This window comes from Candidatus Terasakiella magnetica, from assembly GCF_900093605.1.
GTDB lineage: Bacteria > Pseudomonadota > Alphaproteobacteria > Rhodospirillales > Terasakiellaceae > Terasakiella > Terasakiella magnetica.
In genome coordinates this window covers 122259-137411 of record NZ_FLYE01000002.1, presented here as the reverse complement: position 1 = coordinate 137411, position 15153 = coordinate 122259, and the positions used below count along the sequence as shown (strand labels likewise).

Sequence of the window (15153 nt, the reverse complement as noted above, 5' to 3'; positions counted from 1 at the left end):
ATGTCGCCAACCACCACGCGCGACATCCATTTAACAACCAATGGATCATGGCTATTGCGCCTTGACCCGCGCGCGCGTGTTGTCGCTGCCTGTCTCTTTGCCTGCACAGTTGTCTCACTTGAAGGTTTTTTGGCCTTAAGCTCAGCACTGGGCTGTGCGCTCTTTCTATTAATCTCTGCCAAACTCCCTGCGAAAGAGACTTTGAAAAAAGTCATGGCGATGGATGGGTTTATTATTTTCCTCCTTTTCATGCTGCCTTTTACCACACCGGGTGAAACATGGTTTTTGCTTGGTCCTTTCACCGCCACATGGGAAGGGCTTTATAAAGCCTTGGAAATCACCTTAAAAGCCAACGCGGTTGTCATGACCTTGCTTGCCTTGGTCGGCACCATTGATGCCATTGCCTTAGGCCATGCGCTTAACCGTTTGCGTGTACCAGAAAACCTTGTTCATCTCATGCTTTTTAGCGTGCGTTATATTGATGTGTTAAAACAAGAATATTTCCGCCTGCGCATAGCCATGAAAGCACGGTGTTTTAAGGCAGGAAATAACTTACATACCTATCGCTCTATCGGCTATCTCCTTGGTATGTTGCTGGTGAGAAGCCTTGAGAGGTCTGAGCGCATTTTAGAAGCGATGAAATGTCGTGGCTTTCAGGGGAAGTTTTATCTTTTGGATGAATTTCATTTTCAAAAACGCGATCGTATTTTCAGCCTTGTTGCTTTTCTCTTTTTAACCGCATTAATCGGGTTGGATTTTCACTATGGATAAATTGATCGACCTGCAAAACATCCATTTCACCTACCCCAACCGTCATAGCGTGTTAAAAGGAGTCGATTTTTCCCTCAGCACAAATGAGCGCATTGTGATTAACGGCCCCAATGGTGCGGGCAAAAGTACGCTTTTTCACCTTATCGTCGGGCTTAATAAACCCACCTCAGGTCAAGTCATGGTTTTTGGCAAAGAGCGCAAGGTTGAGGCTGATTTTAAAGATGTGCGCCGTCGCATTGGCCTTGTCTTTCAAGACCCCGATGATCAGCTTTTTTGCCCAACGGTGGCTGAAGATATTGCCTTTGGTGTTTTAAATCTGGGCAAACCTATTGATGAGGCCATGGCGATTGTGGAGACCACCTTGCAAAATTTGCATTTAGGACATTTGCGTGATCGCGCCACCCACAATCTATCAGGTGGAGAAAAGCGCCTTGTTAGCCTTGCGTGCGTTTTAGCAATGGAGCCGGAAGTCCTTTTGCTGGATGAACCCACCAATGCCCTTGATGAGGACACCCAAACCCGCCTGATTGAGATTCTCAACGCGCTCCCTCAAGCCATGGTTATCATATCGCATGATCAACATTTCAGGCACCAAATCACAACAAATCGTCTAAATCTTGAAGATGGCAAGCTGATTACGCCTAAACCCAAGTGTAAACACGCAAAATAGACATTGCATCGTATGTTTTTGTTAACCATTATCCGATAGTGTAAGAAACATGTGATATAATGCTGTTCAAACCATTGATTTTTCCGTGATTTTTCCTTAATCTGGGCATCAACTATTTGAACTATAACGAAACTGCGGTTTTATCGTGTCTGAAGAAAAACAAAAAGATTACGAAAAGGTCGAATTGACCAGTGCCATGACTGAATTGTCGTCGCTTAATCCTGCTGAGGGAAAAGCCGCGATGATGTCACAGGTAGATCGTGCCGCGTTACGCGTTTTAAAAACCTTGCGTGAAGGCGATCCGGACACGCTGCAAAAAGGTACACATTTAAGCCAGATCAAGTTCGTTATGGAAATCATGGAACAATGTAAAGAGTTCCGTGATGGGCAGTTCACGCGTCTTGTGCGCCAACATGCCGAAGACATCATGAGCGGCCTTGAAAACCTGCCTAAACGTTCCAAAGAATTAAAAGAAGAAAAGAAACGCAAAGCAGAAGAAGCCAAAGAAGCCGCCTCTCAAGCAAAATCAGAAGATCGCGCCCGTAAAATTGCCTCTGGTGGGGATGGTTCGCCCATTGATGAGGAAGAAGAAGAAATCGAAGAAAAAGAGCCTGAGTTCCAGTATGAACTGGCAGAAAAGCTCTGTATCCAAAGTGTCGTGCGCCATTATGACTCAAAGCTTGATGTGCTGCGCAGTGTTCAGCTTTATGGGCGTCATTCCACAGTGGATGTGGGTATTCCCCCACACTTCCTTTACACCATTGAATTCTCTGTTCTGATTGAAGATGCCATTCGTGCGCTCATCATGGGCAGCCGTGATATCATGACGCGCCGTGTTTATAACGACACGGACCCTGATGCCGATGAAGAAGCCATTCGTAAAGTGCTGCGTGATAAAACACGTCCTTTACTTGATGTGGTCGAGTCTGGTTTTGGCGGTTGGGGAACTTCCCAGATTGAGGCGGAAAAACGCGCCAAACAGGGTGATGAGCCGAAGAAGAAAGTGAAGAAAGAGAAAAAAGGCGGCGGCCTGTTCTCTAAACTTCTGGGTAAAGAGAAAAAAGAAGCTGCGCCGAAGAAAGCCAAAAAGGCTGAACGCGAAGCTTGGGAAGATGTTATGGATATTTTCCAAGTCTCCCAAGACAAGGGCGAGATTTTCTTCCCCAAAACCTTTAATTTCTCCATCCTGAAATATCTATCCGGTATGCGCGAAAAAGCCTTCCAAGGTGAAGTCGATCGTATCATCCAAATTGCAGAACAAGCCCAAGGGGGCTCTACTGCCAAAGGCGCCGTTGCCCGTGCCTTGGAACAAAGCTTTAAGAACAATGATCAAAACTTCTTTGAGCTTTTGATCCTGAACCTGCTTTATACCAAAAACTCCATTGGTCTGGATGAAGTCCAAACCGCCTGTATGGGCCAAAAACTCGATGCCAGCCGACTGCCGCTCTCCGTGCCGGAACTGGGGCGTCGTCCGGTGACTTATGCAGAACAGATTATCAAGCTGTTAAAACAACCTGCTGAACCACGGGTTTTGAAAAACTGTCTTGAATTTTTCTTTGAATCCATTCTCGTGCTGCACTTGATCAAGTTTGAGAAAGAATTCAAAAACGCGCAAACTCATCTGGAAACGGAAAAAGAAAATCTTTCTAAACCGCTTCAAGGGGTGGCAGATGGTGTTCTTGGTTTGATTGACCGTGTCCTCTTTGCGCGCCAACAAGCGCGTGAAACAGGTGAAGACACCTCCATGCATACCAAAGATACAATTCATCATACCATTGGCAAATTCATGGATGCCTATGAAAATATGTATGAGAAAATGAAAAAATAGAAAAGGCTGTGTAAGTTGGCAGATAAAGTCACAGCATGTATCCTCATCATCGGCAATGAAGTCCTTAGTGGACGCACGCAAGATGCCAACCTTAATTTCCTTGCAGGAGAGCTAAACACACTTGGCATTCAAGTCGGTGAAGCGCGCGTTATCCCCGATGTTGAACAGACCATTATTGAGACGCTCAATTATGCCCGAGACACCTATGATTATGTCTTCACAACAGGCGGCATCGGCCCCACTCATGACGATATAACTTCTGCCTGTGTGGCCAAGGCCATGGGCTATGACTTTGCCCATCATCCAGACGCCGTTAAAATGCTGCAAAGCCACTATAAACCTGAAGACTTAAATGAGGCCCGCCTGCGCATGGCGCAAACACCTGTGGGCGCAAGTCTGATTGAAAACCCCATCAGCAAAGCCCCGGGCTATCAGATTGAAAATGTCTTCGTCCTTGCTGGTGTACCGCGCATTGCACGGGCTATGTTTGATAATTTAAAAAGCCGACTGGTTGGGGGTGCCCCCGTTCTTTCCACCACGGTTTCGAGCGATCTTGGTGAAGGTGTCATTGCACAGCCATTGGGTGACATTCAAACACTCTATCCTGATATTGATATCGGCAGTTATCCCTATTTCAAAGACGGGCAACTTGGCGTCAGCCTTGTTCTGCGCTCAACAAAGCCTGAACAAAATGAAGAATGTGCAGGTGCAATTAAAGAAATGATTGAATCTCTGGATGGAAACATTATCTTTTCCTTATGAAAAGAGAGTTCAACAAACTTCATTGGACGGCGCGCAAAACCCTAATTTTCCTCTTCCAACATTTGGTCGCAGGAGTTTTAGGCGGTTTTTTCTTTGGAGCCTTACTGCTTTATTTTGATGTCAGCAAACTCTGGACCATGATCTCATCGTCTCAAGATGGTTGGCTGGTTGTGGTCATGCTCTTTACCGGTCTTGCCATTACCTTTGGCAGTATTGGCATGGGCTGGGGCATCTTCAGTCTCGCCCAAGAACGCGACGAGCCGCCCAGCAACCACACCTATTATTAGCGTTTCAACACCGTCTGGCTTAATGGCAAACGGTCTTGCCAGCCAAAACGCACCAATTCAGGCACATCATGTTCTTCTTCGGGATAGCCGATACATAAATAGGCTACTAAATCCCAGCTTTCTTCTTTAATATCCAGAATATCCTTGATGGCTTCAGGCTCGATAATTGAGACCCAGCCAATCCCAACCCCTTGGGCGCGTGCTGAGAGCCAAAGTGTTTGAATGCTGGAGACAACCGAATATTTCAATGTTTCCGGCATGGTCTTTTGGCCCAGACCTTGGCCCACATCGGTGGCACTATCACAAAAAACAGCCACTTGCGCAGGCGCACGATCCAGACCGGAAAGTTTCAAGGACGCATAGGTCTGTGCCTTTTCACCATCATAATCCTGCATTGCCTCTTTATTACAGGCTTCAAAATTATCGCGAATGGCTTTTTTACAAGCCTGATCTTCAACAATTACAAAACGCCACGGCTGGCTGTTACCCACAGAAGGTGCCAGTGTTGCTGTTTCTAAAAATTCTTCTAACAGGCCATCAGGGAGCGGATCGGTTTTAAAGTGGCGCACATCGCGACGCCATTTAAAAAGTTCATCCAGTTGTTTTTGAAAGTCACTGTCAAAGACGGGTGGTGTCGGCATAAAAAAAGTCCCTGTATTTTTGACAGGGACTTTAATGCCTTCTTCACAAAATAAAAAGAGGCTTTATGCGTCTTTAGAGCTATCAATTGAACATGTCTTGATACCAAATGGCAGATAAGCCGGACACCAGCCAATTAATGCCGTGCCCAATGGCACAAGACCGATCCAGCCCCATGGTGTTTGTGGGCCGACAAATACAAGCGCGATCAACACAAGACCCGCAACAATTCGTAATTTACGGTCAATACCGCCGACATTCTTTTGCATAATCTATCCTTTACAGAGCTTTTAGAGCGATGCATGAATATAAGTGGTTTCTAACATAAATTCAAGCTGTAGTGGATCGACAATAGTCGTACATATCCTCAGCACTTAACGGCTTGCTGTAATAAAAGCCTTGGATCAGGTCGCATTTTTGCTCAATGATAAATTTCTGCTGCTCAATGGTTTCAACACCTTCGGCCACCACTTTAATACCCAACTTATGGGCCATCACGATAATGGCTTCTACAAGAGCTGCATCACCTTCATTTTCATGGACATCCATGATGAAAGATCGATCAACTTTCAGCACATCAAAAGAAAAACGCTTTAGGTAGTTTAAGGATGAATAGCCAGTACCAAAATCATCCAGATAAATCTTGATCCCTAATTTACGAATTTCATCTAACAAAACCGCTGTCCCCTGTGGGTCTTGCATAACAAGCGTCTCTGTAATCTCTAAAGAAAGTTGACCGGCTTCAACGCCATGTTTCGTCATCATCGTTTGCAAGTCTTGAACAAGGTTTTCGTTGCGCAATTGATGGGGGGATAAATTAACCGCGACACGCACAGCTTTCATCTCTGGTACTTTTTTCCATTGATGTATTTGCTTACAGACTTCTTCTAAGACCTGCGTGCCGATTTCATCAATCAGCCCGGTTTCTTCAGCCGCAGAGATAAAATACCCCGGTGCTGTGAGCCCCTTTTGGGGATGGTTCCAGCGCACCAAGGCTTCACAAGATGTTACTTGCCCCGTTGTAACTTCAATAACAGGCTGATAATGAACGCAGAACTCTTTGTGCTCAATTGCTTGACGCAAGTCACGCTCCAAAATCATTTGTTCGTGTGCTTTGGCATTCATTTCTGGCGTGAAGAAACGGAAACTGTTACGTCCGGCTTCTTTGGCCTGATACATGGCGGTATCGGCATTTCTCATCAAGGCTTCAAGCTCAACCCCATCATCGGGGTACACGGTAATCCCCACACTGGCAGAGAGAAAAATATCATGTCCCTCAATGGAAAAGGTCTGGGAAAGTTCATGTAAAACTTTCATAGATACTTTTTCAATATCATAGGTATGTTTGATATCAGGAATGATAACCGTAAATTCATCCCCGCCCAATCGCGAGACCGTATCTGTTTCACGCACGCAGCCTAAAAGCCGCTGTGCCGTTTCTTGAAGCAAAGCATCCCCAATGTTATGGCCCAAAGTATCATTTACTGATTTAAAACGATCCAAATCCAAAAACATCAAGGCAACCTGCGTGCCGTTGCGTTTTGCACGCACCATGGACCGACTGAGGCGGTCCAAAAACAGGTTTCTATTGGGCAGATTGGTCAGCGCATCAAAGTTTGCTTGATGGCGGATCAGTTCTTCAGCTTTTTTACGTTTTGTAATATCGCTAAAGACGGCAACATACTGGGTGATCTTGCCTGTTTCATCATGAACTGCCGAAATGGATAACCACTCTGCATAAAGATCACCATTTTTGCGGCGATTCCAAATCTCACCCTGCCAGCGCCCTTTTTCGCAAAGCTGCATCCACATGTTGTGGTAAAATTCTTTATCTTGGCGACCGGAACTCAAAAAACCCGGATCTTTGCCAATCACTTCTTCTTCGCTATAACCTGTCACCCGCGTAAATGAAGGGTTTACCGCCTGAATACCATTTTGCAAATCGGTCACGATAATTGCTTCTGAAGTTGTCTCAAAAACAGTTTGGGCCAGACGTAACTCATTTTCATAGAGTTTACGCTCTGTAATATCCACAACCGCCCCAACAATACCACTTTCACCCTCAGCATTGCGATAGCGTGCCTTATGAGACAGAATATGATGTTCCCCATCAGAGCGCTGCACGGCAAGCTCGGTCAAAAGCTCACCACCTTCATCCATTAAAGTCGCATCATGTTGTTGCAGTTTTTCACTGATTTCTGCGGGGTAAAGACCATCAATTTTTTGCCCAACAATTTCATAGATTGGTTGTTCAATAAAATCTGCCATCGCCTTATTACAGCCAAGGATTTTTTGATCAGTACCCTTGTAATAGATCGGCGTTGGCACCGCATCAATGATGGTTTGTAAAAACTGTGCTTGATCTTGCAAAGCCTGATGGCTCTTGGCAATTTTTCTTTCAAGATCACCCACATGCAAAGCGCGGATAACGCTTTGGTCCAGTTTTAATAAAAATTCAACACCACTGTTTTTTAAGATGAAATCCTGTGCGCCGGCTTGCATGGAATCAATAATAACCTGACGGTCATCTGCACCTGTTAACATAATAACCGCGACCGGATCATCATCTTGGCGCAGGGCTTTCAACATCTCAAGCCCGGTCATGCCCGGTTCCATATAATGGTCCAGAATAATCAGATCAACTTCATGTTCACTTAAAAGGTCTAGCGCTTCTTCTGCATTTTTGGCTCTCAACAACCCATAGCCTTTTTTCTCTAAAAAGCCGCTTACGACTTTTAAGATAATCGGATCATCATCAACGATCAGGATATGGGTTTGTTCAACTTCTTTGGTCATTGCGAGGAAAAATTCCGAGCCGATGTTTTTTTAGATGGTTTTAGTTTCATTAGTTTTACCCTAAAAACACCTTACAGGCTAAGCTTTTGTCCTGCCCCTTACGTATTACCACATACACACAAAGATAAGAAAAATAACACTTGAAAGCGTAGGTCTGCTTGCCCACAATCGCGTTTAAATGAAACTGTTCTTTTAAGGAGATCACCGATGCCTTTTCAGCTTATCCTTCCATGGCTTGTTATGCTTCCCATGATTTACGGCAGCACTTTGATCGGTGTTCCCATGTTCTTGGCGATTTTCCTTGCCGCACTTGGCCTCTCTGCCATGCATGCCTGTGATATGTTGTGCAGCAAATCCGATAAAACCGATAGCACGGCTTAAGCCAGACTTTCTGCGCGCTTGGACAGTTTGATGAGAATTCTGTCCAAGGCTGCATATTCTTCTGTGTTTAAAGCGCCGCTGACATCATCTTCAAAATCCAGCGCAAGCTTGCCCAGACGTTCAAAGACAATGCGTCCCTCAGCTGTCAGCTTTAATAAATTGCGCCGACGATCAACCGTATCGCCCTCGCGCTGAATCCAGCCTTTTTTCTCAAGCCTTGCCACTGCGCGCGAGACCTGCACCTTATCAAGGTGGGAATGCGCGCCAATTTCATGGCCGCTTTGAGGTTCAATATGGCCTAAATTCGCCATAACCCGCCATTCCCCAATAGTCATGTCATATTCTTTGGAATAACGTTTGGCAAAGCCTTGGCTCATCAAATGGGCGATCACAGCCATACGATAAGGAAGATACTGATCAAGGATTAAGTCCCGTTGGCCTTCATCGTCTTCGTCACGCAACAGCATTGCCAATCCCCTTTAATAACCTGTTATATACGTGCCTCTTTATAACGCCTTGGGAGTCTTTTTTGCAAGTTTTTGGCATTTTTTACTTGATATAGTTTCAAATGAAATTATTATCAAAAGAAACTAATTTCACTCTGCTGTAGTTAAAGGAAAGCAAACACCATGAAGCTTGCAACGTTAAAAGATGGATCACGCGATGGCACCCTCGTTGTTGTCTCTAAAGACTTAACAAAGTGCATCACAGCCAGCGATATTGCCCCAACCTTGCAAGCCGCCATTGATGAGTGGAAAGACAAAGCCCCTAAACTACAAGCCCTTTCAGACCAGCTTAATGCGGGTAATGTGGCCCAAGCAGAAGATTTTGATCAAACAAACTGCATGGCCCCATTGCCGCGCAGCTACCAATGGGCTGATGGCTCAGCTTATGTCAACCATGTAGAGTTAGTCAGAAAAGCACGCGGGGCGGAGTTGCCCGATAGCTTCTGGACGGACCCGTTGATGTATCAAGGTGGCTCTGATGATTTTATTGGTGCGCGTGATGATATTGCGCTAGCTTCTGACGAATGGGGTGTGGATTTTGAGGCAGAGATCGCCGTGATTACCGATGATGTACCCATGTCTTCAACGCCTGAGGATTGTAAGGACCATATCAAACTGTTGATGCTGGTTAATGACTGCTCCCTTCGTGGCCTCATCCCCGGTGAGCTGGCAAAAGGCTTTGGCTTTTTCCAATCCAAACCCACTTCGGCCTTCTCCCCTGTCTGCGTCACACCAGATGAATTAGGCGATGCTTGGGATGGTGAAAAGCTTTCCCTGCCACTTCTTTCCACCCTTAACGGTGAGACCTTTGGTAAGCCCGAAGCTGGCGTTGATATGACCTTCACTTTCCCCAAACTGGTGTCTCATATCTGTAAGACCCGCAATGTCGGGGCTGGTACAGTCATTGGTTCAGGTACCGTTTCTAACAAAATGAACGGTGGGCCGGGTAAACCTGTTGCTGAAGGCGGTGTAGGTTATTCCTGTATTGCAGAAATCCGCATGATTGAGACCATTGAAGATGGCGCACCTAAAACACCCTTCATGAAGTTTGGCGATACCATCAAAATCGAGATGCTTGATAAAAGCGGTCAATCCATTTTTGGCACTATTGATCAGAGCGTGGTGAAAAACTAATGAAGCTTTATGATTACTGGCGCTCGTCTGCCGCATATCGTGTGCGCATTGCCCTTAACCTTAACGGGCAAGCCTATGAACATATCTGCGTCCATCTCGTCAAAGACGGGGGCCAGCAACATTCAGCTGATTATAAAGCAAAGAATCCCCAAGGTTTTATCCCTGCCCTTGAGCTTGAGGACGGCACCATCTTGAGCCAATCCATGGCGATCCTTGAATATCTGGATGAAACAACGCCAGAACCTGCATTCTTGCCCGCCTCCCCAAAAGAGCGTGCCATTGTGCGCTCGCTTGCCCAGATTATCACCAGTGATATCCATCCGGTAAATAACCTGCGCATCCTGCAATATCTAGCAGGTGAGCTTGGCGTGGAAGATGAGCCGAAAATGACTTGGTATCGCCATTGGATCACCAAAGGTTTTGACGCCTTAGAGGCCCGCCTTGGTGATGATACTTTCTGTTTTGGTGACACCCCAACCTTGGCGGATATCTGCCTTGTCCCCCAAGTCTATAATGCGCACCGTTTCAAAGTGGATATGACACCCTATCCGAAAATTGCCCGCATTAATGAGACCTGCCTTAAGCTCGAAGCCTTTCAAAAGGCCGTACCTGAAAATCAACCAGACGCCGTTTAGCCCTTTGTTGCAAACAAGGGTTTTACATCGCCACTTGGCATGCGAGCGCGGTTTTCTTCAACTTCGCGCAAAGGGACCGCTGGTTTCATTGTATTGAGAGAACGCACAGCTAAATCCTGATACTCTTTGGTGCCAGCACGTTTCCAGGCAAATTCCTCATCTGAAACCTCGCGCATCACCTTGGCAGGCACACCGCCAATGAGGGAACGTTTTTCAAATTTCAGCCCTGCGCGCACAAACGCCGAGGCCGCCACAATACATTCTGGGCCAATCTCAGCGCCATCCATGATGACGGCGTTCATGCCCACAAGGGCATCTTCGCCAATGACGCAGCCATGTAAAACAGCGCCGTGCCCGATATGACCGTTTTTCTTCACCACCGTATCGGTACCGGGAAAACCATGCATCACGCAGGTGTCTTGAATGTTTGAACCTTCTTCCAAAATCAAGCGACCAAAATCACCGCGCAGGCAACAAGCAGGCCCCACATAAACACCTGTGCCCACAATCACATCCCCTATCAAAATTGCATCTGGATGAACAAAAGCGGTTTCATCAATCACAGGCACGATACCGTCAATTTCATACACTTTAGGGGACATAGGCATAATGAATTTCCTTGAAATAAAAAAGCGAGCCCCTGATTTATGCAGGAGCCCGCTTTAGATGAGAAGTAAAGAATTGTTAACGACGGCTTTGCATGACGCGGAAACGACCCGAGACAAAATTCCCGTCTGTCAGGGCCGCATTGGCTGCTGGATTTGCCCCTGTGGCATGAAAGTCAGAAAATGCTGCTGACTGGTTGACAAACACGCCACCCGTTAAGTTGATGGACAGGTTCACCCCTGCCTCAAGGGCGGCCTCTTCAACAGCTTCGATCATCTCTTCGTTTTTAGAATAAAGCCCTAAAGTGATCGCGCCATTTTCACAAATGGTCGTTTTCATTTTCTCAATACTGTCTTGCGTACTATCAGTAGCAATCACAAAAACGATTGGCCCAAACAGTTCTTCAGAATATTTTTCAATATCTGCGCCATCGATTTTCACGATAACAGGGGTGTGGCACTGGATACCTTTAAACATGGGGTGATCAATCTGCGTGGTATCAAGCACCACATCACCCAGTTTCTTGGCTTCCTCTATGCGGTCCAAAATACCTTTATTCTGGATGGAGCCGAGCACTTCGACCGCGCGCTCTGGCACAGACAGGAATTTTTCAACGCCCGTGGCAATGGCTTTTGCCACATCGTCAAAGCTCATGTTCTCACCGTTTACATCAATGCCATCGCGCGGGATGAAAACATTTTGCGGTGTTGTACACATCTGACCGGAATAAAGGCTGAAGGTGAAAGACAGGTTGCGTGAAATGCCTTTAACATCATCAAAGTCATCAATGATGATGGCATTCACACCAGCTTTTTCGGTATAGACCTGTGCTTGCTTACAGTTATCTTCCAACCAATTCCCAAATTCGCTAGAACCTGTGAAATCAACAATTTTTGTATCTGCGTGGGTGGCAAATTCTTTGGTAATGGGGGCCTCCAGCGTATCAACTGCCAAACAAACAAGGTTTGGATCAAGGCCTGCCTCAACAAGAACTTCACGCACCACACGCACCGTAATCGCCAATGGCAATACAGCGCGCGGATGTGGTTTTACAATTACCGCATTACCTGTAATGAGTGAGGCAAAGAGGCCGGGATAGCCATTCCATGTGGGGAAGGTTGCACAACCAACCATCAAGGAAACACCACGGCCTACAGCAGTATATTTCTTGGTCATTTCCAGCGGGTCGTTTTTGCCTTGCGCCTTTACCCAAGCAGCAGTTTTTGGGTGGCGCATCTGTTCTTCATAGCCATAAGCAACCGCTTCAAGACCACGGTCTTGGGCATGGGCACCACCGGCCTGAAACGCCATCATGAAGGCTTGACCTGTTGTATGCATCACAGAAAAAGCAAGCTCAAAGCTTTTCGCATTTAAACGCTCAAGAATTTCCATACAAACGCCTGCACGCCCTTGTCGGCCGATTTTGCGCCAAGCTGGCATCGCTGCTTTTGCCGCAGCCATCATCGCTTCCACATCGGGGGCTGGGTATTGAACGTTCAGCTCAACCCCAAACGGGCCTTCTTCTACACCAAGCGTGCCACCACTTGTGGGCTGGTCAATTTCAAAGGTTTTGCCCAGATGGGATTGAAACGCTTTAATGCCATCATCTTGAGCCGTCTCACCATAAACGCGTGGGCTTGGCATTTCTTTATAGCCAGACCAATATCCACGTGAATGAGACGCTTCACAGGCTTGATCCAGTTTTTCGCGATGACGTTCAAACAGCTCGAGGCTCATAGTTTTAATTCCCTATTTTTCTATTCATAACCTGTCTTTTAAAAATACAGGCGCTTCTTGTTTCAGTTGATTTTCTTTACAGAAGGTCCAGCCACTCTTTAACCCAATCGATGGCTTCTTCATCGGGTAAGGGCTGTGTACAGGCATCTACTTCAAGGCGAACACCAACACGTTTTGCCCCGCAAGCTGTGAAAACCGCATCCATATCTTTACCAGCCTGACAGAAGGTATCTGAATAGGTCTGATCCCCCAGTGCAATCACACCATATTTCACGGCCGATAAATCTGGCGTGTCTTCTTTCATGGCATCATGAAGGGGGATGATATTATCGGGTAATTCACCAAGGCCGTGGGTGGAGCAACTGATGATAATTGCCTCATGACCGTCCAGCACTTCAAGGCCGTCATCGAAGTCTTCGATAATTTCCACGTCATGCTCGAGACGGGAGAGCTCATCGTTTAACGCTTCGGCTACCATCTGTGCGTTACCCGATTCTGTACCTACGAATATGGCGATGCTTGTCATGACTTACACTCGTTCTTCTTGTTTAACCCTGTGCAATCCCTAGAAAAATATGAACTGATTCATATTTAAAAAGGACCTTACGTATTTCTTTTAACATTAATGTTTGAATGTCTCTAATTTTTTTGATACTAAATTTATAGAAAGTTGTCTAGTTTTGTATCATATTTTATTTTATGCTATAAAAAAGCAACGCAAATGAACAACACAGCCTTTGCCATGGGAGAGGATATAATGTCTAAGAACGAAGATGCACTTTTGCAACGCATCGCAAACAACGAAAAACTGACAGCTAAAGACGAGCTTACAGCAGGATATAAGGGTGAATTACGCCGCCTGATGGTCACTTTCGTTGACTCTGAATTGGCAGGTGCCGCTGGCTTTGTAGATATTATCAATAAAGCTCCGGGCATGCGCGAACGTTGCACAGCCTCGCGAATCGTTTCAGAAAAATTCGATCACGCCCAACAGGTTCTTGAGCTTCTTGAAGATTTTGGTGTGAATACGGACCTTTATGTTCAATCTCACCCTTGGGATGCCCGCTTGTCGCGCACCATTAATCTGGGCAACCGCCACATTGGCGGGGATAAACGCCTGAACGTTTTGCACTACCCCTATGAAGGCTGGCTCGATTCAGTTGTCATGAACATGTTGATGGGCTTGGCATCCAGCATCCAGCTTGAAGAAATTTCCCATTGTTCATACGCCCCGCTTGCCTCTGCCATGGGACAGATTGCCGCACGCGAAGCAGAACATGCTGAACTGGGTCGCAATGGCTTGGCAAAAGCATTGGAAAACGGCTACAGCCTTGAAGCGGCCCAAGCCAGCGTCGATTACTGGTACGCACGCGTTGCCGCCACATTTGGCAAAAGCGATTCGCAACATTTTGAACAAGGTAAAGCTTATGGTTTGCGCAAAACACCTAATGCGGATCTCATGGCAAAATGGGAAAGCCGCATTGCTGAACAGCTTGCCCGAATCGGCCTTGAAGCCCGCAGCTAAGTAAATTTATCAATTTCATACGATACTAAGAGTTTTTTGTATCATATTGATTTTAACAGGAGCCAACAGTGGCTGATCGCCTCCCCCCCTATCTGGATGGCCTTGAGGATATCCTGACATCGCTTGATGACAGTTTTGTCTTAAGCATTCAGATCAACCGTCCCAAGGCCCGCAATGCCTTGCGCACAAACCTGCTTAAAGAGTTGGCAGACACCTTAGATAAAGCAACACACGACGACATGGTGCGCGCGGTTGTTTTAACAGGTGGGGCCAAGGTCTTTGCCGCAGGGGCTGACATTACGGAAATGGCGGATAAAACCCCTGTGGATGTGATGAATGATCCGCGCAGTGGCTATTGGATGGCTATTCGCAATTTCCCCAAACCCATGATCGGGGCCGTTAATGGTTTCTGCCTGGGTGGGGGCAATGAGCTTGCCATGCATTGTGATGTGTTACTTGCAGGCACGAACGCGCAATTTGGTCAGCCAGAAATTAATCTTGGCATTATCCCCGGTGCAGGTGGCACACAGCGCTTAACCCAGATGATTGGCAAGTCAAAAGCCATGCGCATGGTCTTATCCGGTCAGTTTATGTCCGCCCATGAGGCTGAAAAAGCTGGCCTCGTCGCTGAAGTCTGTGAGCCGGAACTGACCATTGATAAAGCCATGGCCCTTGCTAAAACCATTGCAACAAAGCCCCCGGTGGCGGCGCGACTTGCAAAAGAATCCGTACTAAAAGCATCAGATGCCATGTTGGCACAAGGCATTGCCTTTGAGCGTCGCTCCTTTGCGACCCTGTTTGCGACACAAGATAAAGCAGAAGGCGTCAGCGCCTTTATGGAAAAAAGAAAACCTACTTTTAAGGGACAATAAGACC

Annotated in this window: 17 protein-coding genes; 10 read left to right on the top strand and 7 right to left on the bottom strand. The window is 46.5% G+C overall.

The window, feature by feature from the left end; genetic code table 11:
• The 5 genes from cbiQ to MTBPR1_RS03790 all read left to right on the top strand — a co-directional run bounded on the left by cbiQ (position 1) and on the right by MTBPR1_RS03790 (position 4318).
• Positions 1 to 771 carry a cobalt ECF transporter T component CbiQ gene (cbiQ, locus tag MTBPR1_RS03810; protein WP_069186226.1) on the top strand — a complete coding sequence of 257 codons (771 nt, stop codon included), beginning with the start codon at positions 1 to 3 and terminating at the stop codon, positions 769 to 771.
• On the top strand, positions 764 to 1441 hold the full coding sequence (locus MTBPR1_RS03805; RefSeq protein ID WP_069186225.1) for an energy-coupling factor ABC transporter ATP-binding protein: 678 nt from the start codon (positions 764 to 766) through the stop codon (positions 1439 to 1441). Before cbiQ ends, MTBPR1_RS03805 begins: the two co-directional genes overlap by 8 nt.
• Positions 1442 to 1586: 145 nt before the next feature.
• Positions 1587 to 3269, top strand: a complete 1683-nt coding sequence (locus MTBPR1_RS03800; protein ID WP_069186224.1) for a hypothetical protein — start codon at positions 1587 to 1589, stop codon at positions 3267 to 3269.
• Positions 3270 to 3284: 15 nt separating this feature from the next.
• Positions 3285 to 4031: a competence/damage-inducible protein A gene (locus MTBPR1_RS03795; RefSeq protein ID WP_069186223.1), complete on the top strand. Its 747-nt coding sequence runs from the start codon at positions 3285 to 3287 to the stop codon at positions 4029 to 4031.
• Complete coding sequence (locus MTBPR1_RS03790) at positions 4028 to 4318, top strand: hypothetical protein (RefSeq protein WP_069186222.1); 291 nt, start codon at positions 4028 to 4030, stop codon at positions 4316 to 4318. Before MTBPR1_RS03795 ends, MTBPR1_RS03790 begins: the two co-directional genes overlap by 4 nt.
• Here MTBPR1_RS03790 and bluB read toward each other — a convergent pair.
• The 3 genes from bluB to MTBPR1_RS03775 form a co-directional block, all read right to left on the bottom strand.
• On the bottom strand, positions 4315 to 4959 hold the full coding sequence (gene bluB / locus MTBPR1_RS03785; RefSeq protein WP_069186221.1) for a 5,6-dimethylbenzimidazole synthase: 645 nt from the start codon (positions 4957 to 4959) through the stop codon (positions 4315 to 4317). The two genes, MTBPR1_RS03790 and bluB, sit on opposite strands and share 4 nt — an antisense overlap.
• A gap of 63 nt (positions 4960 to 5022) precedes the next feature.
• Complete coding sequence (locus tag MTBPR1_RS03780; RefSeq protein WP_069186220.1) at positions 5023 to 5226, bottom strand: YgaP family membrane protein; 204 nt, start codon at positions 5224 to 5226, stop codon at positions 5023 to 5025.
• A 61-nt stretch (positions 5227 to 5287) separates the two neighbouring features.
• Positions 5288 to 7753, bottom strand: coding sequence for a two-component system response regulator (locus MTBPR1_RS03775; protein WP_069186219.1), 2466 nt, complete (start codon positions 7751 to 7753; stop codon positions 5288 to 5290).
• Positions 7754 to 7960: 207 nt separating this feature from the next.
• On the opposite strand from MTBPR1_RS03775, the gene MTBPR1_RS18060 reads away from it, so the two are divergent.
• Positions 7961 to 8134 (top strand): hypothetical protein, encoded by a 174-nt coding sequence (locus tag MTBPR1_RS18060; RefSeq protein WP_165602608.1) that lies wholly within the window; start codon positions 7961 to 7963, stop codon positions 8132 to 8134.
• Here the strand turns inward: MTBPR1_RS18060 and MTBPR1_RS03770 are convergent.
• The gene (locus MTBPR1_RS03770; protein WP_069186218.1) at positions 8131 to 8601 is read right to left on the bottom strand and encodes a MarR family winged helix-turn-helix transcriptional regulator; all 471 of its coding nucleotides are present in this window, start codon (positions 8599 to 8601) and stop codon (positions 8131 to 8133) included. The two genes, MTBPR1_RS18060 and MTBPR1_RS03770, sit on opposite strands and share 4 nt — an antisense overlap.
• Positions 8602 to 8763: 162 nt before the next feature.
• Between MTBPR1_RS03770 and MTBPR1_RS03765 the strand changes: the two genes are divergently transcribed.
• Together MTBPR1_RS03765 and maiA are read left to right on the top strand one after the other, a co-directional pair.
• Positions 8764 to 9774, top strand: a complete 1011-nt coding sequence (locus MTBPR1_RS03765) for a fumarylacetoacetate hydrolase family protein (protein ID WP_069186217.1) — start codon at positions 8764 to 8766, stop codon at positions 9772 to 9774.
• Positions 9774 to 10409, top strand: coding sequence for a maleylacetoacetate isomerase (gene maiA / locus MTBPR1_RS03760; RefSeq protein ID WP_069186216.1), 636 nt, complete (start codon positions 9774 to 9776; stop codon positions 10407 to 10409). Before MTBPR1_RS03765 ends, maiA begins: the two co-directional genes overlap by 1 nt.
• Here maiA and MTBPR1_RS03755 read toward each other — a convergent pair.
• The 3 genes from MTBPR1_RS03755 to MTBPR1_RS03745 all read right to left on the bottom strand — a co-directional run bounded on the left by MTBPR1_RS03755 (position 10406) and on the right by MTBPR1_RS03745 (position 13278).
• Positions 10406 to 11017: a phenylacetic acid degradation protein PaaY gene (locus MTBPR1_RS03755; protein ID WP_069186215.1), complete on the bottom strand. Its 612-nt coding sequence runs from the start codon at positions 11015 to 11017 to the stop codon at positions 10406 to 10408. The genes maiA and MTBPR1_RS03755 overlap by 4 nt on opposite strands.
• 76 nt (positions 11018 to 11093) lie before the next feature.
• The gene (paaN, locus tag MTBPR1_RS03750; RefSeq protein ID WP_069186214.1) at positions 11094 to 12752 is read right to left on the bottom strand and encodes a phenylacetic acid degradation protein PaaN; all 1659 of its coding nucleotides are present in this window, start codon (positions 12750 to 12752) and stop codon (positions 11094 to 11096) included.
• A gap of 76 nt (positions 12753 to 12828) precedes the next feature.
• Positions 12829 to 13278: a flavodoxin domain-containing protein gene (locus tag MTBPR1_RS03745; RefSeq protein WP_069186213.1), complete on the bottom strand. Its 450-nt coding sequence runs from the start codon at positions 13276 to 13278 to the stop codon at positions 12829 to 12831.
• 231 nt (positions 13279 to 13509) lie between these two features.
• On the opposite strand from MTBPR1_RS03745, the gene MTBPR1_RS03740 reads away from it, so the two are divergent.
• Together MTBPR1_RS03740 and MTBPR1_RS03735 are read left to right on the top strand one after the other, a co-directional pair.
• Complete coding sequence (locus MTBPR1_RS03740; protein WP_069186282.1) at positions 13510 to 14277, top strand: Phenylacetic acid catabolic protein; 768 nt, start codon at positions 13510 to 13512, stop codon at positions 14275 to 14277.
• Between the two features lie 68 nt (positions 14278 to 14345).
• The gene (locus MTBPR1_RS03735; RefSeq protein ID WP_205631206.1) at positions 14346 to 15149 is read left to right on the top strand and encodes an enoyl-CoA hydratase-related protein; all 804 of its coding nucleotides are present in this window, start codon (positions 14346 to 14348) and stop codon (positions 15147 to 15149) included.
• Positions 15150 to 15153 lie beyond the last annotated feature (4 nt).